Source organism: Mesorhizobium sp. M7A.F.Ca.MR.245.00.0.0 (genome assembly GCF_003997415.1).
In the GTDB taxonomy this organism is placed as follows: domain Bacteria; phylum Pseudomonadota; class Alphaproteobacteria; order Rhizobiales; family Rhizobiaceae; genus Mesorhizobium.
Genome location: NZ_RZTE01000003.1, coordinates 59,666 through 80,077, shown reverse-complemented (window position 1 = coordinate 80,077; position 20,412 = coordinate 59,666). Strand labels below are relative to the sequence as shown.

The following is a 20,412-nucleotide window of genomic DNA, read 5'->3' as shown; positions in this document are numbered from 1 at the left end:
TTTATGGCCCAGATTCTTTCGCCTCTTCCCGGCACTTTCTATCGCAGCGCTTCGCCAGACCAGCCGCCCTACAAGGCGGATGGCGACGCGGTTTCCGCCGGAGACGTAATCGGCCTCATCGAAGTGATGAAGTCGTTCCACGAAGTGAGGGCCGAGACGGCCGGTACGAACATCCGCTTCATTGCCGACAATGAAGACCCGATCATGGCCGGCGCACCTATCGCGGATCTCGACTGATGCTGAAAAAGCTTCTGGTTGCCAACCGGGGCGAGATAGCGGTCAGGATCATCCGGGCCGCGCAAGATTTGGGGATCGCCACCGTGGCGGTGTATTCGGCCGCAGACGCCGAGTCGCTCCACGTCCAGCTTGCGGACGAAGCGGTCAACATCGGCCCACCAGCAGCAAAGAAGTCCTATCTCAATGTCGAAGCAATTCTGAAGGCTGCCCGCGACACCGGTTGCGACAGCGTTCATCCTGGCTATGGTTTCCTTGCCGAGAATGCCGCGTTTTCCGACGCGGTCACAGGCGCTGGATTGGTCTTCGTCGGCCCGTCGGGAGATGCGATCCGGATGATGGGAGACAAGGTCTCGGCGCGATCGGCCGCCGCCGCTGCAGGTGTCCCTGTGGTGCCTGGCTCGGCTGGCCGGGTCGAGGGCCTCAAGGCTGGCCACGAGGTGCTGACCGCAACCGGTTTTCCGGTGATGATCAAGGCGGCGGCAGGCGGCGGCGGGCGGGGCATCCGCATCGCCAACTCGCTCGCCGAGTTCGAACAAGCCTTTCCTCAGGCCGAAGCAGAAGCCCTCGCCGCCTTTGGCGACGGTGGCCTCTACATGGAAAAAGTGATCGGCAAGGCCCGCCATATCGAGGTGCAGGTGCTGGCGGACGGAAGCGATGCCATTCACTGCTACGAGCGGGAGTGCTCACTGCAGCGGCGACGCCAGAAGGTTTGGGAGGAGGCGCCGTCTCGCGCACTTTCAGACAGGCTGCGCGAGGATCTCTGCGCTTCGGCGGTCGCTTTGGCCAAGGCGGTCAAATACTCTGGTGCCGGCACGGTAGAGTATCTTTATGACGATGAAGCAGATCGCTTTTACTTCATCGAGATGAACACCCGTATCCAGGTCGAGCACCCGGTCACCGAAGCGATCACCGGCATCGACCTCGTTGCGGAGATGCTTCGCATCGCCGGCGGCGAGAAGCTGCGGATTCGGCAAGGCGATGTCTCCGTCAAGGGGCATGCGATCGAAGTCCGGCTCAATGCCGAAGACCCGGCGAAGGAGTTCGCTCCATTCCCCGGGCAGGTGGCCGAGCTTCGCATTCCCGGCGGTCCGGGCGTACGCTTCGATTCGATGCTCTATCAAGGCTATCAGGTGCCGCCCTTCTATGACTCGCTGCTTGCCAAGCTGATCGTGCATGCAGAGACGCGCGAGGCGGCGATAGTGCGCCTGATCCGCGCGCTCAACGAGTTGAAGATCGGCGGGCTCAAGACCACCAAGCCGCTGTTTCTTGCGCTGGCCGCCGATCCGGCGGTACGGGCGGGAGACGTGCATACCCGCTGGCTGGAAGGCTGGCTCATCGAAAACGCCGCAGCATTGGCGGGTTAAGGAGGACCGATGTCGATACGATTCAACTTCGGCGGTGACGAACATATCTTCGGCGAGGTGTCCGAAGAAATGTCGCTCACCTCCTTCTTTACCGGCCTTTCGATGACGAACGCGGTGCGTACGGCAGGCATCCGAGGTGTCACCGAGATCTGCCCAGCCAACGCCAGCTTCCAGATTCGCTTCAACCCCGACATCGTCAAGCCGCAGGATTTGCTCAGCGAACTGAAGTCGATGGAAGAGGCGGCCTCGAAGGCGGACCCGGTGCTGAAGACCCGGATCATCGAACTGCCGGTTTATTTCCAGGATCCATGGACGCGTGAAACCTGCCTGCGCTTCCGCGAGCGCCATCAGGACCCCTCCTCCACCGATCTTGAATATTCGGCACGCATCAACGGCTACGCCACGGTGGAAGAGTTTATCACGGCCTATTCCGGCCAGCCCTGGTTCGTGTCCATGGTCGGCTTCGTCGCCGGACTCCCCTTCCTGTACCAGATGGTTGAGCGCAAGAAACAGATTCAGGCGCCGAAATACTTGCGTCCACGCACCGACACTCCCAAGCTCACCATTGGCCATGGCGGCTGCTTTGCAGCGATCTATTCGGTGCGCGGCGCTGGCGGCTACCAGATGTATGGCATAACCCCGGCTCCGATCTACGACCCGACCAGGAAGGTGCGCTACCTCTCCGATGATATGTGCCTGTTCAAGCCAGGCGACATCGTCAAGTTCAAGGCCATTGGCCGCGATGACTACGACGCCACGCTGGAGGAAATCGAAGCCAATCGGTGGCAGCCGACGGTTCGCGAGTGCACCTTCAGCCTGAAGGACTTCAACAGCGATATTTACGGCACCAATGCAAAGCTGATGGAGCTTATCAATGGCCGTTAAGGTAATCTCTCCCGGCCTCTCCACTTCCGTGCAGGACCTTGGCCGACCAGGCCACTACCATGTCGGCATTCCCGAAGGCGGCGGCATGGACCGCTTTGCCACACGCATCGCAAACCTGCTTGTCGGCAACGATCCGGGTGCCGCGGTGCTCGAAGCCACCTTCATGGGCCCCGAACTCGAATTCACCCAATCCGCGGTCGTCGCCGTCACGGGAGGAGAACTCCCCCCCAAACTCAATGGCGAGGAACGGCCGACCTGGGAAAGTTTTCCGGTGAAGGCCGGTGACCGGCTTTCCTTCGGCTTCCTCAAGGGCGGCGCGCGCGCTTATCTGGCCGTCTCCGGCGGTATCGACGTACCCGTGGTTCTCGGTTCGCGCTCGACTTACATTCTGGGCGCACTCGGCGGCCATCAGGGCCGCACGCTGAAGACGGGTGATGAGCTTCCCCTCGGCGAAGGTTCCGGCAAAGCCGGTCTTTCACTGCCTGCAAATCTGCGCCGCGCGGGCAATAGTCCGGCGGAACTCAGAATGCTTCCCGGCATGTACTGGCATCGGATCACTGAAGCTGCCGGCACTCGGTTCTTTGAGGAAACCTGGAAGGTCGCACCCGAAGCCGACCGCATCGGCTATCGCTTCCGGGGTGGGACGCCGCTGGAATTCGTCGAGCGCGAGCAGCCTTTCGGTGCGGGCTCCGATCCCTCGAACATCGTCGATGCCTGCTATCCCTACGGATCCGTCCAGGTGCCGAGTGGCACGGAGCCGATCGTTCTTCACCGGGACGCGGTTTCGGGTGGCGGGTACATGATGCTGGGCGTGGTGATATCGGCCGACATGGACCTTATCGCCCAGCTCCAGCCGCACACCCCGGCGCGCTTCGTTCCGGTGACGCTGGAAGACGCGCTTGCCGCGCGAACCGAACAGCGCGCCGCGCTGGCGCGTGCTGAAGGGCATCTGGCCGGCTGACGTCAGCCGGGAAAATGCCGGCGGAGGAGCCGGTGGCGAGGAGATCGGCCGGCCAAAACCGACCGTGCGTGGCGGAAGACAAAATCCGGTGCGCGAAACGACAAGACGACGCCGGGCAACGGCGTGAATTTGGCACCCGAGCAGTCCGCCAGAGACCGCCGGAACCGACAGGGGAAGACATTTGCAACGTGACTGGCCGCAAGGCCGGATGCTTCGCGCCTTTCCGTCGGTAGAAAGAAGGAAAGGGTCATGAGTCATCTGAGCGCGGAGAATGTCTCGGTATCGTTTGCGGGGCTGAAGGCTCTGTCATCGGTAGACCTCCAAATTACGCCCGGCCGCATCAGTGGCCTCATCGGCCCGAATGGCGCTGGCAAGACCACGCTCGTCAACGTGCTGACCGGCTTCCAGGCACCGACGGAAGGCACCATCAAGCTCGACGGGGCAGCACTCACAGGTCTCAAGCCGCATCAGGTCCGGCGGCGCGGCATTGCCCGCACCTTCCAGGGTGGGCGGCTCTTCCGCGACCTGCCTGTGCTGGACAATTTGGAGGTAACCGGCGTTGGTCTGGGAATGAGCCGGCGCGCTGCCATCGCCGAAGCGGAAGCGATGCTCGACTGGATAGGCATCGGTGCGCTGGGCACCCGCATCGCCGGAACGTTGCCATATACGGACGAGCGCCGCGTCGCCATTGGCCGCGCCCTGATGGGACGGCCCGCGTACATCCTGCTCGACGAGCCCGCGGCTGGCATGAGCGCGCTGGAGGCGCGGGAGCTTTCGGCCCTGATAAGACATATCGCCAGCGATCTCGGCTGTGGTGTCCTGCTCATCGAGCACAATGTCGGGCTGGTGCTCGGCCTTTGCCAGCATATCGTCGTGCTCGATTCCGGAGCGATCATCGAGGAAGGGCCGCCTGCCGCGATCCGCGACAGCGAGAAGGTGCGCCACGCCTATATGGGCACGGCCGCGAACACCGACCTGCCTGTGCTGGAGGCGATGGAATGAGCCTGCTCGCCCTTTCCGATATCACCATCCGCTATAGCCGTCTCACGGCGGTCCGCAATGTCTCCTTCTCCATGGACGAGGGAGAAATCCTGTTCATCACCGGCCCGAACGGAGCCGGGAAGTCTTCGCTGCTGCGCGCGATCGCCGGTGTTACGCCGGTGGCGGGCGGCCGGATCGACCTTGCAGGTCATGAGATCACCGGCCAGGCGCCGGAGAACATCGCCCGGCTCGGATTCTCCATGGTGCCGGAGGGGCGCGATGTCTTCGGCTCGCTGACGACCGAAGAGAACCTTCTGGTCGGAACCGGCATGCACGCCCGCGAACGCGGCTGGCGCAGCCGAGCGGCCGACGAACTCGAAGCCGTCTACGCAACCTTCCCGATGCTGAAAGAGAGACGGCATGGGCAGGCGGGATTGCTGTCCGGCGGGCAGCAGCAAATGCTGGTCATCGGACGCGCGTTGATGACCAATCCGCGGCTTGTAGCCATCGACGAGCCTTCGCTGGGCCTCGCCCCCAACATCAACGATCAGGTCTACGAGCGGCTGATCGCGCTGCGTGCGCAGCGCCAGCTCACGCTCCTGATCGTTGAGCAGAGCTCGGCCCGGGCGATGATGGTGGGCGGGCGGATGATCCTGATGCGTGGCGGACAGATCGTGCTCGATGGTGACGCGCGGACGCTCGGCAACAGCGAGGCGATCCAGGCTGCCTATTTCGGCTACGAGGACCACTGAGATGCTCCAGATCCTGTTCGACGCACTCTCGCTTGGTTCGCTCTACGCGCTGGGCGCGCTTGGCATCGCCCTCATCTTCGGTGTGATGCGGCTGGTGAACTTCGCGCATGGCGACGTCATCGCCTTCTGCGTCTTCGCGCTGCTATGGCCCTCAACAGACGCCATGGCCATCGTCTTCGCCGGCCAATTGCCGTGGTACCTGCTGGTGCCCTTCGTTCTCCTCTGCGGGGCCGGGCTGTCGGTGCTGTGCGAAGTCGTCGTCTTCAGGCGGTTCCGCCAGGCAAATCCGGCAACCATGATGATCGCCTCCTTCGCGCTCGGTTTCGTCATTCGCTACTTCCTGCTCATGCTTTTCTCCAGTCGGCCGAAATCGATCTCGCTGCTGCCCGAACTGTCCCAGCCGGTGGAGATCCTCGGTGCCAGGCTTCCCCTCCTCCAGCTCATAACAATCGTCGCCACGATGGCCATCCTGATCGGCCTGACACTGTTCCTGCGTCAAACCCGCTTCGGCCTGGAGATGCGGGCGGCGGCCGAGAACTTCTCGATGGCCCGCATGCTGGGTGTGCGTGCGAACCGGGTTATCATGGGCGCGTTCGCGCTCTCCGGCGCGTTGGCCGCCGCCATTGCACTGATCTTTGGCGCCCAGACAGGCACGCTGGACATCCAGATGGGCGCCTCGATCATGTTGATGGCCTTCATCGCCACCGTCATCGGCGGCCTCGGCAGCCTCGGGGGAGCCGTGCTCGCCGGCTTCTTGCTGGGTGCCGCCTCGGTGATCATGCAGGTCATGCTGCCCATCGACGCCCGGCCGTTCCGCGATGCCTTTGTCTATGGAGCGGTCATCCTCGTTCTCCTCTTCCGCCCGCAAGGGCTTATTGCCGCGCGCGGCACCAAGGAAAGGGTCTGATTTCATGGGTGTCGCCGCCTCCCTCACCAACTCTACCGCTGCCGGTGCCGCGGCTGCCGAGCGAAAGCCCGCCCGCTTCGCGCTTGCCCGCCGCACAATCCTGACGCCGGTCCTGCTTTCTCTGCTGCTGCTGGCCATCGCGCTGATCACGGTGATGACCGGATCGCGGCCCTTCAACCAGACGGTGATCGACGTGTTCGTCCGTGTCATCCTCGTCGTGGGCCTATACATCTTTATCGGAAATTCGGGCGTTCTCAGCTTCGGGCATATCGGCTTCACCTGCCTTGGCGCCTACGCGGCCGCATGGCTAACCATCAATCCGATGATGAAACGCGGTTCGCTGCCGGGATTGCCCGAATGGCTGCTGGCGACCCGTTTGCCGTACTGGCAATCGGCTGTGCTGGCGGCATTGTTCGCCGCCCTCGCCGCTCTCATTTTCGGGCGGGTGCTGATGCGGCTATCGGGCATCGCGGCTTCGATCGCGACCTTCGCGATGCTCGCCATGATCAACACCATTTATTCCAATTGGGAGAGCGTGACCGGAGCGACCTCATCGGTCGTCGGCATTCCGATCGTGCGCATGATCTGGCCGTATCTCATCGGCGCCGTGGTCGCAATCTTCATCGCCTGGGCGCACGCGATCTCCCGGTCCGGCCTGGCCCTTCGTGCTGCCCGCGACGAACCCACCGCCGCCGCGGCTTCCGGTATCGACATTCCCAGGGAAAGACTCGTGGCGTTCGTCGTATCGGGCGCGGTGATGGGGCTGGGCGGTGCGCTTATGGCTCATTCCATCGGCGTGGTCACACCCGATACATTCTATCTCGGTCTCACCTTCATCACCCTTTCCATGCTCGTCGTCGGCGGCATGGGCAGCCTGTCGGGGGGTGTGGTGGGTGTCGTCCTGCTGTCCGCCCTGATCCAGGCGCTGCGCTGGCTGGAGGCAGGCGTATCGCTCGGCGAGTCCACTTTCGCCCTCCCGAAAGGGGTCCAGGAAATAGCCCTCGGCGTCATCATGATCGTGATCCTCGCGCTTCGCCCATCCGGACTCATGGGCAACCGCGAGCTCACCTTACCTCGCAGCAGTCGCAACAAGTGACCGGCGGCACAAGCCCGACCGGAAAACAAAAAAGGAGACGTGCATGACATACAAAATGAGAATTGTCGCAACCGCTCTGGCCTCGATGTCCATCGCATATCCGGCGCTGGCCGATGACAAGACTATCGTCATCGGCTTCGCCACTGCGGAGTCGGGCTTTATGGAAGCCTATGACAAGCCTGCCCAGGAGGCGGCCTTGATCCGCATCGACGAGATCAATGCGGCTGGCGGCCTGCTTGGAAAGCAGATCAAGGTTGTCAAGGCCGACACCAAGTCCGACCGGGCCGAAGGCGCCAAGGCGGGCCTCTCCGTGCTCGACCAGGGTGCGGATCTCGTGGTCGTGTCCTGCGACTACGACTTCGGATCGCCGGCTGCGCTCGCGGCCGAGGACGCGGGCCGTATCTCCTTCTTCCTGTGCGCGGAATCGGTCAAGGCCGGTATCCAGGGTGTCGGCCCGCACAGCTTCTCCGCGTCGGTGCTGGCGGCCGTGCAGGGCGCAACCATGGCCGAGTGGGCATTCAAGGAAAAGGGCGCAAAGGACTTCTACCGTCTGCTCGATACTTGGACGGCCTACAACAAGGGCATCTGCGACGGCTTCGACTGGATGATGCCGAAGCTCGAAGCCCAGGGCGCGAAGCTTGTCGGTGAAGACACCTTCAAGAACGAGGACGCCTCCATCGCCGCGCAGATCACCCGCATCAAGTCTCTGCCGAAGGAGCCGGATGCGATCATGCTTTGCACGATGATGCCGGGCGCTGTCTCGGCCATCAAGCAGCTTCGCGCCGCGGGTATCAACTCCATGATCCTGAATGGATCGGGCGTCGACGGTAGCTATTGGCTCTCGGCTGTGCCCGATCTGACGAACTTCTACGTCCCCGTTCAGGGATCGATCTATGGCGACGATCCCAATCCGGCCGTGCTGAAGTTCAATGCCACCTACAAGCAGAAGACAGGCGCCGATCCCTCGAGCCAGTATGTCTTTCCGGGTTACGTCATGGTCGACGTCTGGGCCAAGGCGGTGGAGCGTGCAGGCACGGCCGATGCCGACGCGGTCGTCGCGGAGCTGGAAAAGATGAAGAATGAGCCGACGCTGTTCGGGCCTCGTACCTTCTCGCCGGAACTACATCACCAGAACCAGACACGGTACCTGATCGTCGAGACCAAGGCCGGCAAGCCGGGTGTTGTAGGCAACTGGACGATTTCCGAGCCGGTACCGATGGAAGCCTTGCTCAAGTAGGAGAAGATGGGCCGGGTAAGCCCGGCCCTTTCGTCCTTTGAGGATCTTGCTTTTGGACAAAAAACGAGGGCGGCCCGCTTGGGCCGCCCTTGTCGCCCGATGAATTCAGATTTTCGCTACCCTCGCGCTTTGCGGTAGGAATCCTTGAGCGCTATGAGCTCCCCCGAGAAAGCGAAGATATCGCAGCCGTCGACTTCGATTTTCTGCCCCGCTGCCGTGGTGCCGACGAAGCGCCATGATGAAAGCCCGGTGTCGCCCGTCACGACGTGCCGTCCCCTGGTCCACGCGGCTTTCGGGAAGGCATCGAACAGCGCTGCATAGGCGGCGCGCACGGCGTCACGCCCCATATGCTTGCGCCCTTCGGCATCGGGTCCAGCCGAGCCGTGGAAAGCGCAATTCTCAGCCATGCAGTCCATCAGCGCGCCCACGTCGCGGGCGTTCCAGGCCGCGAGGAACCGGTCGAGCACGGCCAGCCGCCTGGCTGCGAGATCGCCGGCTTCAACGACCTCGACCTCCAGGAAGGCGAGCGGCGCATCGCCGGCATTGATGACGTTGTGGGCCACACCCGTCCGCCGCGAATAGGGCACACCTTGGGTGAGAGCGGCTTGCGACTGCGCGCCGTCCGGGCCTTCGAGACCGAGCTTGCCGTCCGTAAGCGGCACGATGACGTAGTCATGGCCATGGATGTGCCAGCCGGTCTCGGCCCCGGTGGCAAAGCGCCATTCGGTGACCCGGAAGCGTTCGTCGTCGATATGGACGACCGGTTCGGCTTTCATGCGGGTCATTCAAGTCCCTCCTTGGCGACCGCAGCGGTCAGGCGCTCAAGCGTCCGGCCCATGCGCGTCATGATTTCCTTCACATCGTCTTCTGTCGAGATCATCGGCGGACAGAGCGCGAGCTGGTCGCCGATGGCGCGGAAGATGAGGCCTTCCTCGTGGCCGATCCCTGCTGCGATAGCTCCTGCACGCCCAACTTTGGCGAAGGGGCGTTTCGTCGCCTTGTCTGCCACCAGTTCAACGGCGCCGATAAGACCGGTGCCCCTCGCTTCGCCGACAAGCGGGTGATCGGCGAACGAGCGGATGCCGGCCTGGAACGACGTCTCAAGGCGGGCCGCGTTTCCGATCAGGTCCCGCTCCTCGAAGATGGCGAGGTTTTCGAGACCGACCGCCGTGGCGACCGGATGTCCTGACGCGGTGAAGCCGTGGCCGAAATTGCCGATCGTGGCGGTGTTGTCGGCGATCGCCTGATAGATCGCATCGGAGAAAATGACGGCGGCAAGGGGCATATAAGACGACGTGATTTGCTTGGAGACCGTCATGATATCAGGCGTGAAGCCGTATTTCTGAGCGCCGAAGGGCGTACCAAGCCGCCCGAAACCACAGATCACCTCGTCTGCTACCAGGATGATATCATTTGCCCGGCAGATTTTCTCCACGCCTTCCCAGTACCCGACCGGTGGTGGCAGAACGCCGCCGGCTGCCATAAGCGGCTCTCCTATGAAGGCCGCGATGGTGTCAGCCCCTTCTTCCGCGATCACCGCTTCCAACTCGGCGAGCAGGCGCGCCGTGAAGGCGGCTTCGTCTTCGCCTTCCATGCCGAAGCGATAGAAGTGCGGGCAGGTCAGGTGGCGAACGGGAATCGCCGGCAGATCGAAGTCGCGATGGTTGACCGGCAGGCCTGTCAGGCTGCCGGAGGCGACGGTGATGCCGTGGTAGCCCTTGGTCCGTGCCAGGAATTTCTTCTTTTTTGGCCGGCCCAGCGCGTTGTTCATGAACCACGTCATCTTGACGATGGTGTCGTTGGCTTCCGAGCCCGACGACGTGAAGAAGACACGCGTCAGGTTTTCCGGCGTCATCTCCACGAGTTTCTCCGCCAGCCGGATGGATGGCTCATGCGCCTTGGAGGAGAAGGTGTGGTAGTAGGGCAGCTTCAGCATCTGCTGATAGGCAGCGTCGGCCAACCGCTTTTCCGAAAAGCCGACGCCCACCGACCACAGCCCGGCGAGCCCTTCGATGTATTCCTTGCCGCGTTCGTCATACACGCGGATGCCGTCGCCGCGGCTGATGATCAGCGGCCCGGTTTCTTCGTGCTGACGCAGGTTTGTGTAGGGGTGCATGGTGGTGGCGATGTCGGCGGCGGCGAGAGAGTTGGAAAGCGCATCCATGGAAGTGCTCAGCGGCTTGGGGAAATGGTTCGGGCGGTGAGTTCGAGATAGTCCTCGATCCCATGCGTGGAGCTTTCACGATTCGGGAAACGAATCATGGCAGGCTGTTGGAATGGGTGTCGATGATCCGCCGCATCAGCGCGGCGACGTCGCGCGCATTCGGCGGATCGGAGTGGATGCAGACGGTGTCGAAGTCGACCGGGCGGATCGTACCGTCTGTCGTGACGAGTTCGCGTCGGGTAAGCGCCCCCACCATGCGACGGTCGGCAAGCGTCAGGTCGATGGCCGACTGGACGCGCGGGATGATCAGTCTGCCGCCGGGAGCGTAGGCAAGATCGGGAAAGAACTCGCCCACGAAGGCAACGCCGAGTTCGGCTGCTGCCGTCTCGTGACAGGTTCCCGCCAGGCCGAAGAGCGGGACGCCGAACGGCTTGACCGCGGCGGCAATTGCCCGGGCAGTGTCCATGTCGTGCGCGGCCATGCCGTAGATGATGCCATGCGGCTTGACATGGCTGAGCTGCCCGCCCTCGGTGGCCAGCATTCCTGTCAGCGCACCGATCTGGTAGAGGAAGGCGGCTGTCAGTTCCTCCGGTTGAAGTTTCATCTCGCGCCGGCCGAATCCCTCGCGATCGGGAAGGGACGGATGCGCGCCAACCTTCTTTCCGTGCGAAAGCGCGAGCCGCACGGTCTTCAGCATCGTCCATGGATCGGAGGCGTGGAAGCCGCATGCGATGTTGGCGCAATCGATGTGAGGCATGATGCCGGCATCGTCGCCGAAACGCCAGTTGCCGTAACTTTCCCCCATGTCGCAGTTCAGGGTGACCATGGTTTGCTTGCCTCAGCCCAGAGTGTTCGACGCCCAGCCGGGGGCGATGTGCGGGAATTCCGGCGGCGGTTCGCGCTCGTGCAGCAGTCGAAGCACGCGCGGCGGCGTCAGTGGTAGCTGCCGCACCGGCTTGCCGATAGCGCGTGCCACAGCGCAGCCGATCGCCGCGCCCACGGCCAGGATCGGGACCTCGCCCGCGCCCTTGGTGCCTAGAGGCCCGATCGACGGTGCGCCCTCGTAGAGGTCGGCGGCGACCGGAACCACGTCCTGCGCCAGCGGCAGGCGATAGGTCTCGAAATCGTCCTGCGCGATGCGTCCGTCAGCGGTGATCGTCACCTCCTCATGCAGGGCGTAGCCGAGACCCTGCACGACACCACCCTGTATCTGGCCCATGACCGCGCGCGGGTTGAGTGCGCGGCCGACATCCTGCACCACGCGATAGGCCAGCACCTCGACATGACCGGTGTCCGGATCAACCGCCACCTCGGCCTCGTGAACGACGAAGACGGGGATGTCGAGCGCATCGATGAAGTGCCCCATCGCGCAGCCGGACATTGCCGGAGTGTTCCTGGCGGTAAAAGCTCCGCTTCCGGTGACCGGGCCGGTGGTTGCCTGCGCATGGGCGACGACAGCGGGGATCGACATGCCGGAACCGGGACGTCCCGTGATCTCGACACGACCATCCCGCAGCACCAAGTCTTCCGGTCGGGTCTGGAGCATCTCACCGGCGCTCCGCAGCAGCTTCTCCCGCACTTCCGCGCAGGCAGCCACACTTGCCGCACCGATGGAGACGGTGGTGCGCCCACCGCCAACGCCGACATCGAGACCGGCGGCATCCGTATCGGCTTCGCGCACGATCACCTGGTCGGGAGCGAGGCCGAGTTGCCCGGCCACGATTTGCGGCAGGGATTGCACCATCGTGCCGGATCCGATCTCCACACCCGAGGTGACTAGCGTTGCGCTACCGTCGGCGTTCAAATTCACCGTCGCCGCCGAAGGCCCGACGAAAACGAACCATGTGCCGACCGTGGTTGCAATTCCATAGAGCCTGCCGTCGGCCTTGGCCTCTGATGTACCGGTACTGGCGCGTAACGCCTCCATGCGATCGAGCATCGGACCCAGCACATCGGCCTCGAAAACCTGGCCCGTGGCACCGAGATCGCCATCTCCCAGGACATTTTTCTTCCGGAACTCCATAGGGTCGAAGCCTAGCGCATCGCAGATTTCGTCGGTATGTCGCTCCAAAGCGAATGTGTTGTAGACGCCGTTGCAAGCTCGGAAAGCACCGTTGGGTGGTGTGTTGGTGTATACGGCGCGGCTGACGAGCCGCGTGGCGCCAACCCTGTAATTGCCGCCCAGCGTGTGCGCCGTCATCGTCGTCAGAAAAACCTGTTCGCCTCCATACGCGCCGCAGTCCATCAGCACGACCGCCTCGCGCCCGGCAATGTATCCTTCGGCGGTGACAGCGGACCGGATGCGGATTTCCGCATTCTCGCGGCAGAGGCAGGTTGCCATCTCTTCCTGCCGGGTATTTTCCAGGACCACCGTGCGCCCGGTCATCCGCGCCAGAAGTGCCGTGATAGGCTCGATGGACGCATCGAATTTCAGGCCGAACCCGCCGCCGACAGGGGGTACAGTGACCCGCACACGCCCGGGCGGAAGCTGCATGACCCTTCCGGTGACGTTGCGCACAGTCCAAGGCACCTGCGTCGAGGTCTGTATGTGAGCACGGCCGTCCTCCCAGGAGCCGATGGCAACGCGCGGTTCGAAGGGCACATGGTTCTGCCGGCCGACGGTGAAGCTGCTCTCGACAATGCGAATGTCGGGACGGGAGAAGGCCGCATCGACGTCGCCGCGACTGGATTTTGCCTCCCAGGCGATGTTGCCGGCACGTGCACCGCCCTCGGTGATCACCTCATAGCCGCGCCAGCCCTCGTGAACGAGACGGGCGGAGGGCTGGAGCGCTTCGGCCATGGTGGACACCGGTGCCAGCGGTTCGACCTCAAGCACGACGACTGCAAGCGCCGCCCGCGCCTGCTTCTCCGTTTCGGCGGCGATGACGGCGATTGGTTCGCCGTGATAGCGGATCGTGTCGATGGCCAGGAGCGGATGGTCGGCAATGCCGATGCCGTACAGCCCTGGCGCATCGGCGCCGGTCGCCACCGCGCGCACACCAGGACAGCGAAGTGCTGCCGAAACGTCGAGCTTGCGGATCCGCCCAGCGGCAACGGTCGACCGCAGCAGCACGGCATGCAACATGTCGGGGCGAACCCGGTCGTTGGTGTATTTCGTGCGCCCGCGCAGCTTGTCCTGCGCATCGCGGCGGGGAAGGTTCATCACCGTGGCGGACAGCTCAGACATGGATGCCGCCTACCACCTGGCCAGCCATCGCGCTTGGTCGAGCCAGTCGGCCACGGCGTCGACGATCCGCTCATATCCCGTGCAGCGGCAGATGTTGCCGACCATCGCGGCCTTGATTTCGGGACGGCTCGCATGCGGATTGTCGCGCACGAACGCCGAAAGGCTCATGACCATTCCCGGGAAACACATGCCGCATTGCACGGCATCGGCCGCCTCGAAATTGGCCTGGAGCGGGTGCAGCGCCTGGTTTCCGGAACTCAATCCCTCGATGGTCGTCACCGCGCATCCCTGGACGAGGCCAATCGGCTTCAGGCAGGACGGCACCGCTTCATCGTCGACATGCACGGTGCACGCGCCGCAGAAGCCTTCGCGGCACACGGCTTTGGTCCCCGTCAGGAATCGTTCCTGCCGCAGGATGTCGACGAGCGGCGTCATCGGATCGCCATCAAAGCGGCAGTCCTCGCCATTCAGCTGGAATATCACGGTCATGCCAGGCCCCCGGTCTTGAGAAGTGCGGCAACACCGCGCTTGACCAGTGGCGCAAGAACCTGGCGCCGGTACCAACCCTCCGCTTCCTTGCCGTCGCGGCCCTGAAAATCATTGTGCTCCAGCGCAAGCCCGGCGGCGCGTTCCGGATCGAACGCAGAGGCCGAGTCCGCCGCCATGGCCTGTTCGAGCGCCGCCCAGCGCCGCGCTACCAGCTCCACCGAGCCGACGGCGATGCGACATCGTTTGTCCTTGTCTACCGCAAGCGAGACGATGGCGACCGGATAGTCGCCGGCTTTCCGAAGCGGCAGGCGGATATGAGCACTGGCGACAAGGTCGCGGCGCAGATGAATTCTCGTCACAATCGCTTCGGCCAGCAGCGCGTGCCTGTCTTCGAGGAAATCCGAAATACCGATGAGTTTTGGGCCTTCGAACGTCTCCAGTTCCACCGTCGCCTCACAGACGAGAAGCGCAGGGGGGAGATCGGCGGCGGCAAAGTCGAGGGCACAAAGGTTGCCGCCCACGGTGGCGACCTTTCGGATGCCAGGATTGGCCGCATTCTCCGCCGCGGCAACCAGACCTTCGAAGCCCACTGCCCCGTGCAACGCACGGCCAAGGACTGCATGGGTAACGGCTGCGCCGATCACGACATGGTCCGGTTCGATTTCGACCTTGGACAAGGCGGGTATTCGGTGGAGTGCGACCACCGCCTCGGGAAGATCGACCCCGCGCCGTGGATCACGCATCATCCAGGTGCCGCCGGCAAGCACCGCCGCGCCTTGCCGGCGTGCGGCCATCGCCTCTTCAATCGTGCTGGCTGCGGTGAACGATCGTTCCACGCTTGGTGCCATCTGTCATACCCCTCGGAAGCAGCCAACTTTCGCGGCGCTGCAGCATTGTTGCTCCAGCTTTAGGCTCCTGTGAAATAGTAATTCTTTGAATATCGTATCGAAAAAACAGATAACTCGGGCATCCCGCGAGCGCCCGCAAGATTGCGGCGCGCTCGTTAGTGCTCAGACCCAGTGGGCGACGGTCCGTTTCTCAAAACTTTCCCGGAACTGGGCGGTGGTTTTGGGGAGCAGTTCGCCAGTCTCCCAGTCGAGGATCACGGCATAGTGCCGAACCGCATCGAGCGTATCGATCTCGCCGGAGCGGTATTTGCGCGCGACCTCCTCGGGATCCATGCGTGCCCAGTCCTTCCGTTTCGCCCGGATGTCGGCACGGCAGGCTTCGGTTGCCGTCCCGTCGATTTCGTACTGGCACAGGTCGCGGTCGATTTCGCGGATCACCACGCCGTAATCAGTCCTGGCGCGCTCCAGGGAAACGTAGTCGTCGATCACGTCCTCCATCACCTTGCGGCGCTCGCGCTCCAATGGATCGCCGAAACCGCCGCCGCCGGCCGTCGGACGAGCGAACTGATCGCCTGTGTGGACGGAGTAATCGGAGAATACGGAGCCGAGCCAAATCTCGGTCTCTTCTCCGGCGCGCTTCATGGTCAAGCCGTGGGGCATCGACGGCAGGCCTCCTTCGACACCCCAGACGACAGCGCGCTCGCGGTCGCAAATATAGGACATGACGGCATTTTCAGCCTCAAGCAGCAACGAAGTCTTCTGCACGCCGACGCCGCCCCGCCATTTGCCGGGCCCGGCTGAATCCTGCTTGATCTGGAACTCGAGTGTCCGAGTGGGATTCACCCGCTCGTTGCCTTCGTTCGGCTGCGACATCAGCCCGGTTCCGAAGCAGGCGGTGGTGACGTCGGCACCATCCTTGCCGTTACGCCCGCCCCAACCGCCGGGCAGCCATTCGTAGAACATGAAGATCGGCTTTTCGGGTTTGCGCGCGTCCCGTCCCCCGGCCAGCAGATATTCGAGGTTGAAGGCGCAGGCGATAGCGCGTTCGGGCATGATCTTCGACCACATCTCGAAGATCGCGTTCATGATCTTTTCGAACGGCATCAGGAACCCGGTCACCGCCACCGGCCATTCCGCGCTGACGATGCTGTTCTTTGGCGCGGTTACCTCGATCATCCGGTAAAACCCGCTGTTGAGCGGGAGGTCCGGAAAGAAGGTCTTCATGCCGGCGACCACGGCCGAGAAGGTCGCGCCCGGGGCGGAATTGTACATCGAGGCAATGGTCGAATGGCTTCCCGTAAAATCGTAGTGGATCGTGTCGCCCTTGATCGTCATCTTGATGCGGATCGGGATCATGCCTTCGCCGGCACCGAGATCCCGGTCGATGTAGTCGACCGTCTCCCAGGTGCCGTCGGGCAACTCCGCGAGACGCTTTCGCACGGCACGTTCGACGTAGTCCTGAACCTCCTCCATCCCGCGCATGACCTGGCCGCGCCCGTACTTCTTGACCAGCCGCAACAGTTCGCGCTCGGCGGCCTGCGTCGCCTGCGCCTGGGAATGGATGTCGCCAATGATCGATGCGGGATCGCGCGTGTTGGCCGCGATCATGTTGGCGACGTCGGAGCAGAAGCGGCCGCGCTGGAAAAGGCGCAACGGCGTGATCCGCAGGCCTTCGCGAAACATGTCGCGGGCGGTGACGTCGAAGGAACCCGGCACCGAGCCGCCAAGATCCGACCAGTGGCCGTTCGACTGTGAGAAGCCGATCAGTTTGTCTTCGTCGAAGATCGGCCGGACGAGCCGAACATCGCTGAAATGCGTACCGCCGGCATAGGGATCGTTGATTGCGTAGACGTCACCGGGTGCCATGTCGCCTTCGAAGACCCGGATCACCTCCTTGCACGTGTTGTGCAGTGTGCCGACATGGACCGCGATGTCGTAGTTGCCCTGGGCGACGGAGTTGCCATCGGCGTCGTGCAGGGCATTCGAAAAGTCTCGGTTGTAGATGACGAAGGAATAGCAGGTGCGAAGCATCTGTTCGGCCATCTGGTCGACGGTGGTGATGAAGGAGTTCTTCAGCACCTCGAACGTTACCGGATCGAGGCCAGGGCTCGTTTCAATCAGCTTTGTCATGTCTCAGCCTTTCGTCACGATGAGAATGTTCAGGAAGCCGTCGACGGTCGCGCTCATTCCCGGCGGAACCACGGTGGTGGAATCGAACTGTTCGACGATGGCGGGTCCCGCAAAGGCAGCACCGGCCCCGAGTTGGTCGCGTTCATAGACAGCCGCATCATGAGATACGCCGTCGAACCAGACGCCGCGGCGGCCGAGCGGCTCGGGCACATGAGGCAAGACTTCATGCCGCGGCATCTCGGCTTTCGGTACGATGCCGATCGCCTTGACCGCGATGCGGAAGATCGACACCGGCGCCTCTTCGCGGCGGTAGTTGAACTCGCGTTCGTGCTCGTTGTGGAATGCCTCTATCAGCGAGCAGATGCTCTCGATCCGCGCCGGGGCTGACACCGCGAGCGATCGCCACTGGCCCTGGTACATCATCTCGACCGTACGCTGCAGCGCCATGTCTTCGCGCGCCACGCCCTCATGGGTCAGGCGCTCAACGGCCTGTTCTTCCATCAGAACAAAGGCCGCCTGCATCTCGGCGGGCGAGACCGTCGAAGCATCGGCCATGAAGCTTTCGGAGAAATCATGCTGCACGTCGACGAGAAGGCAACCGAGCGCGGAGGTGACGCCAGGATTGGGCGGCACGATCACGGTTGGAATCGAAAGCTCCTTCGCCACGGCCGCTCCGTGCAAAGCGCCTGCACCGCCGAATGCGACGAGCGCAAAGTCGCGTGGGTCATAGCCCCGGCTGATGGAGAGAAGCCGCACGGCATTGCCCATATTGGCGTTGGCGACGGCGATGATCGCCTCGGCCGCCTGGTGGAGTTCCATGCTGAAGGGTGTCGCCACAGTCTCCTGCACCGCCTGGGCGGCCAGGGCGGGGTCGAGCGTGATCTTGCCGCCCGCAAGGCTGGTGCCGAGACGGCCGAGCACGACATTGGCATCGGTGTTGGTGGCGGTGCGGTTGCCATTCTTGTAGCAGGCCGGGCCCGGAAAGGCGCCGGCGGACTGCGGTCCGTTGCGCAAGCTGCCGCCCTCGTCCTGCCATGCCAACGACCCGCCGCCTGCGCCGATGGTCAGCACCTCGATGGAGGGGAAGCGGATCGGATATCCGAATTCGATGTACCAGTCTTTTGTGATGCGCGACTCCCCGTTCCATGCGAGCGAGACGTCGGTGCTGGTGCCGCCCATGTCGAAGCCGATCGAGTTCGGGAAGCCACAGAGATTTCCGATGAAGCGGCTTGCGATCGCGCCGGCGGCGATGCCGGATCCCGCGAGCCGGGCCGAGAAATCCCTGACGCTCGCGGGCGTCATGACCCCGCCACCGCTGTGCAGCAACAGGAGATCGCGCTTGTATCCGGCTGCGGCAAGCTTTTCTCCGAGACGCGACACGTAGTCGACGACGACCGGGGCGCAGACGGCGTTGGCCATGGTGGTGGAAAAACGCTCGTGCTCGAAGATTTCCGGCATCACCTCCGAGGAGATCGAAACCGGCAGATCCGGCATGGCCTTCTTCAGAATCTCACGCATGCGGCGCTCATTGGCGCCGTTGACATAGGAGTTCATGAAGCAGACAGCGATGGACTTGACCTGCCGTTTGACGAGAATTTCCGCGACGCGGTGAGCGGCCTCTTCGTCCAGTGCTTCCAGGATCGTGCCCTCGGCACTGACCCGTTCGCGGACTGTCAACCGGTCGCGGCGCGGGATATAGGGCTTGGCGACATCCTTGTAGGTGTCCCAGAGGTCTTCCTTGTTGGCGCGGCGGATCTCGACAACATCACGGAAACCCTCGGTGCAGACCATTGCGGTGCGTGGCAGGCGGCGGGTGATCAGCGCATTGGTGGCGACCGTCGTACCATGAGAGAACAGCGTCACCTCCGAAAGATCGATGCGGCCCTGCTCCACGCCATTCATGATCGCCTGCATGGGATCGTCAGGCGTGGAGGCGGTCTTCTCGATGCGGATCGCGCCGCTGTCTTCGTCCATGATGCAGATGTCGGTGAAAGTCCCTCCGACATCGACGGCAACTCTTATTCTGCTCATGACAGTTCCTTCGCGGGATATTTGCGGGCAAGGCCCGGCTTTCGCCGCCCTTGCCGGGGCGGCGTCGCAATAGATTATGGAATTGGCCCGGATTTCACCGGGTCTAGTGCCGCTCTCTTGAGGTCGAAGCGCGGCCTGCCCGGTTCGCTGCTTCGCGACGGGTATCGGTCGGTGCGCAACCGAACCGCGTCCGGTAATGCTTGCAGAATTGAGACTGGTCGGCAAAGCCCCAGCGGTAAGCAATCTCGGCAACGCTGCTGATGTTGGTCACCGACATCAGTTCCTCGGCGCAAAGTTCAAGCCGGGCGTCGCGGATGAAGCCGTTGATCGACTGGTTGCTGTCCTGGAAAAGAACCTGCAGGTAACGCAGGGAAATCCCGCAGGCATCGGCCACCGCCTGCGGGCCGAGGCCGGAATTCTTCAGATTGTCGCGAATATACTGCTCGGCACGATGCAAATGGCCGGCCCGGATCGACGAGATGCTGCTGTCCAGCACGCGATCGTCGCTCACGATCGACAGGCACAGCATTTCCAGGATGTGCCTGCCCATCATCTCACGAGCGACTTCAGTGATCTCATCGACATGGCCGATCGTGGTTCGCACCGTGTCGAGGAAGAGCGCGGCGACGCCCTGGGTCGCGTCGAAACTGAGCGCACTGAGCCGTTCGGCAGACCCGATCCGCGCCCGAACGCTCGACGATGGCACCTTCAGGACCCACAGCGCGTTTGGCTTGCCGTGCCAGAATTCGTAAGGCGCGTCTCCCCTCTCAACGAGGAAGCCCCCCGGACCGCAATTGACGGTCCTCGACCCTTGCGAGAAATTCACCTCCGACATCTCCGGGATGGTGATGAGCAGGCTGGCGTCACGTTCGTTGAGGAAGTGGCGGCGATGGCGGCGATAGCTTACGGCATCGCAGCGCATTTTAGACACGCTGACGAGCCCAAGCGAGAAGGTTTCCAACGTGCCCGAAAATTCACGACGGTTCCGATACTCGGTGTCGAGCGGAAAATAGGCTTCGGTAACAGCGGCTTGCCAGGCATCACCGCCTGTGGGACCGCCGATCGTATCGACGACGTATTTCATTCCCCGACCTTTCTGGTTGGCCCCGGTTAGCCCGGTGTTTTTCTGAAGATTACAGGAAT

At 63.1% G+C, this 20,412-nt stretch carries 18 protein-coding genes; 9 read left to right on the top strand and 9 right to left on the bottom strand.

What is annotated here, in order from left to right; translation table 11 throughout:
* The first annotated feature begins 3 nt into the window (after nucleotides 1–3).
* The 9 genes from EOB80_RS05380 (at nucleotide 4) to EOB80_RS05340 (ending at nucleotide 8,420) form a co-directional block, all read left to right on the top strand.
* On the top strand, nucleotides 4–237 hold the full coding sequence (locus EOB80_RS05380) for an acetyl-CoA carboxylase (protein WP_013533152.1): 234 nt from the start codon (nucleotides 4–6) through the stop codon (nucleotides 235–237).
* Complete coding sequence (locus tag EOB80_RS05375) at nucleotides 237–1,601, top strand: acetyl-CoA carboxylase biotin carboxylase subunit (RefSeq protein WP_127326914.1); 1,365 nt, start codon at nucleotides 237–239, stop codon at nucleotides 1,599–1,601. Before EOB80_RS05380 ends, EOB80_RS05375 begins: the two co-directional genes overlap by 1 nt.
* 9 nt (nucleotides 1,602–1,610) lie before the next feature.
* Nucleotides 1,611–2,486 (top strand): carboxyltransferase domain-containing protein, encoded by an 876-nt coding sequence (locus EOB80_RS05370; RefSeq protein ID WP_127326913.1) that lies wholly within the window; start codon nucleotides 1,611–1,613, stop codon nucleotides 2,484–2,486.
* Complete coding sequence (locus tag EOB80_RS05365) at nucleotides 2,476–3,447, top strand: biotin-dependent carboxyltransferase family protein (RefSeq protein ID WP_127326912.1); 972 nt, start codon at nucleotides 2,476–2,478, stop codon at nucleotides 3,445–3,447. The genes EOB80_RS05370 and EOB80_RS05365 overlap by 11 nt, the downstream gene beginning before the upstream one ends.
* 249 nt (nucleotides 3,448–3,696) lie before the next feature.
* Nucleotides 3,697–4,449, top strand: a complete 753-nt coding sequence (locus tag EOB80_RS05360; protein WP_027163992.1) for an ABC transporter ATP-binding protein — start codon at nucleotides 3,697–3,699, stop codon at nucleotides 4,447–4,449.
* Entirely contained in the window at nucleotides 4,446–5,180 is a 735-nt protein-coding gene (locus EOB80_RS05355; RefSeq protein ID WP_127326911.1) for an ABC transporter ATP-binding protein, read from the top strand. Before EOB80_RS05360 ends, EOB80_RS05355 begins: the two co-directional genes overlap by 4 nt.
* A gap of 1 nt (nucleotide 5,181) precedes the next feature.
* Entirely contained in the window at nucleotides 5,182–6,087 is a 906-nt protein-coding gene (locus EOB80_RS05350; RefSeq protein WP_127326910.1) for a branched-chain amino acid ABC transporter permease, read from the top strand.
* Nucleotides 6,088–6,091: 4 nt separating this feature from the next.
* Nucleotides 6,092–7,183, top strand: coding sequence for a branched-chain amino acid ABC transporter permease (locus EOB80_RS05345; RefSeq protein WP_127326909.1), 1,092 nt, complete (start codon nucleotides 6,092–6,094; stop codon nucleotides 7,181–7,183).
* Nucleotides 7,184–7,226: 43 nt separating this feature from the next.
* A complete protein-coding gene (locus EOB80_RS05340) occupies nucleotides 7,227–8,420 on the top strand; it encodes an ABC transporter substrate-binding protein (protein WP_127326908.1) in 1,194 nt (397 codons plus the stop codon).
* Between the two features lie 116 nt (nucleotides 8,421–8,536).
* On the opposite strand, the gene EOB80_RS35825 is transcribed toward EOB80_RS05340, so the two are convergent.
* The 9 genes from EOB80_RS35825 to EOB80_RS05295 form a co-directional block, all read right to left on the bottom strand.
* Nucleotides 8,537–9,205: a nuclear transport factor 2 family protein gene (locus EOB80_RS35825; protein WP_127326907.1), complete on the bottom strand. Its 669-nt coding sequence runs from the start codon at nucleotides 9,203–9,205 to the stop codon at nucleotides 8,537–8,539.
* Nucleotides 9,202–10,584 (bottom strand): aspartate aminotransferase family protein, encoded by a 1,383-nt coding sequence (locus EOB80_RS05330; protein WP_127326906.1) that lies wholly within the window; start codon nucleotides 10,582–10,584, stop codon nucleotides 9,202–9,204. The genes EOB80_RS35825 and EOB80_RS05330 overlap by 4 nt, the downstream gene beginning before the upstream one ends.
* A 94-nt stretch (nucleotides 10,585–10,678) precedes the next feature.
* Nucleotides 10,679–11,410 (bottom strand): LamB/YcsF family protein, encoded by a 732-nt coding sequence (locus tag EOB80_RS05325; protein ID WP_127326905.1) that lies wholly within the window; start codon nucleotides 11,408–11,410, stop codon nucleotides 10,679–10,681.
* 12 nt (nucleotides 11,411–11,422) lie between these two features.
* Nucleotides 11,423–13,771: a xanthine dehydrogenase family protein molybdopterin-binding subunit gene (locus tag EOB80_RS05320; protein ID WP_127317795.1), complete on the bottom strand. Its 2,349-nt coding sequence runs from the start codon at nucleotides 13,769–13,771 to the stop codon at nucleotides 11,423–11,425.
* Between the two features lie 9 nt (nucleotides 13,772–13,780).
* On the bottom strand, nucleotides 13,781–14,206 hold the full coding sequence (locus EOB80_RS05315; protein ID WP_245466251.1) for a (2Fe-2S)-binding protein: 426 nt from the start codon (nucleotides 14,204–14,206) through the stop codon (nucleotides 13,781–13,783).
* 50 nt (nucleotides 14,207–14,256) lie between these two features.
* Nucleotides 14,257–15,108 carry an FAD binding domain-containing protein gene (locus tag EOB80_RS05310; RefSeq protein WP_127326904.1) on the bottom strand — a complete coding sequence of 284 codons (852 nt, stop codon included), beginning with the start codon at nucleotides 15,106–15,108 and terminating at the stop codon, nucleotides 14,257–14,259.
* Nucleotides 15,109–15,270: 162 nt separating this feature from the next.
* Nucleotides 15,271–17,238, bottom strand: coding sequence for a hydantoinase B/oxoprolinase family protein (locus EOB80_RS05305; protein WP_127326903.1), 1,968 nt, complete (start codon nucleotides 17,236–17,238; stop codon nucleotides 15,271–15,273).
* Between the two features lie 3 nt (nucleotides 17,239–17,241).
* The gene (locus EOB80_RS05300) at nucleotides 17,242–19,269 is read right to left on the bottom strand and encodes a hydantoinase/oxoprolinase family protein (RefSeq protein ID WP_127326902.1); all 2,028 of its coding nucleotides are present in this window, start codon (nucleotides 19,267–19,269) and stop codon (nucleotides 17,242–17,244) included.
* Nucleotides 19,270–19,372: 103 nt separating this feature from the next.
* Nucleotides 19,373–20,353 carry a helix-turn-helix domain-containing protein gene (locus EOB80_RS05295; protein WP_127317809.1) on the bottom strand — a complete coding sequence of 327 codons (981 nt, stop codon included), beginning with the start codon at nucleotides 20,351–20,353 and terminating at the stop codon, nucleotides 19,373–19,375.
* Nucleotides 20,354–20,412 lie beyond the last annotated feature (59 nt).

Coding starts and splice junctions, on each gene's coding strand:
- EOB80_RS05330 (WP_127326906.1), bottom strand. CDS start 10,584: ATGGATGCGCTTTCCAACTCTCTCGCCGCCGCCGACATCGCCACCACC.
- EOB80_RS05380 (WP_013533152.1), top strand. CDS start 4: ATGGCCCAGATTCTTTCGCCTCTTCCCGGCACTTTCTATCGCAGCGCT.
- EOB80_RS05310 (WP_127326904.1), bottom strand. CDS start 15,108: ATGGCACCAAGCGTGGAACGATCGTTCACCGCAGCCAGCACGATTGAA.
- EOB80_RS05370 (WP_127326913.1), top strand. CDS start 1,611: ATGTCGATACGATTCAACTTCGGCGGTGACGAACATATCTTCGGCGAG.
- EOB80_RS05315 (WP_245466251.1), bottom strand. CDS start 14,206: ATGACGCCGCTCGTCGACATCCTGCGGCAGGAACGATTCCTGACGGGG.
- EOB80_RS05355 (WP_127326911.1), top strand. CDS start 4,446: ATGAGCCTGCTCGCCCTTTCCGATATCACCATCCGCTATAGCCGTCTC.
- EOB80_RS05365 (WP_127326912.1), top strand. CDS start 2,476: ATGGCCGTTAAGGTAATCTCTCCCGGCCTCTCCACTTCCGTGCAGGAC.
- EOB80_RS05325 (WP_127326905.1), bottom strand. CDS start 11,410: ATGGTCACCCTGAACTGCGACATGGGGGAAAGTTACGGCAACTGGCGT.
- EOB80_RS05340 (WP_127326908.1), top strand. CDS start 7,227: ATGACATACAAAATGAGAATTGTCGCAACCGCTCTGGCCTCGATGTCC.
- EOB80_RS05375 (WP_127326914.1), top strand. CDS start 237: ATGCTGAAAAAGCTTCTGGTTGCCAACCGGGGCGAGATAGCGGTCAGG.
- EOB80_RS05300 (WP_127326902.1), bottom strand. CDS start 19,269: ATGAGCAGAATAAGAGTTGCCGTCGATGTCGGAGGGACTTTCACCGAC.
- EOB80_RS05305 (WP_127326903.1), bottom strand. CDS start 17,238: ATGACAAAGCTGATTGAAACGAGCCCTGGCCTCGATCCGGTAACGTTC.
- EOB80_RS05350 (WP_127326910.1), top strand. CDS start 5,182: ATGCTCCAGATCCTGTTCGACGCACTCTCGCTTGGTTCGCTCTACGCG.
- EOB80_RS35825 (WP_127326907.1), bottom strand. CDS start 9,205: ATGACCCGCATGAAAGCCGAACCGGTCGTCCATATCGACGACGAACGC.
- EOB80_RS05345 (WP_127326909.1), top strand. CDS start 6,092: ATGGGTGTCGCCGCCTCCCTCACCAACTCTACCGCTGCCGGTGCCGCG.
- EOB80_RS05320 (WP_127317795.1), bottom strand. CDS start 13,771: ATGTCTGAGCTGTCCGCCACGGTGATGAACCTTCCCCGCCGCGATGCG.
- EOB80_RS05295 (WP_127317809.1), bottom strand. CDS start 20,353: ATGAAATACGTCGTCGATACGATCGGCGGTCCCACAGGCGGTGATGCC.
- EOB80_RS05360 (WP_027163992.1), top strand. CDS start 3,697: ATGAGTCATCTGAGCGCGGAGAATGTCTCGGTATCGTTTGCGGGGCTG.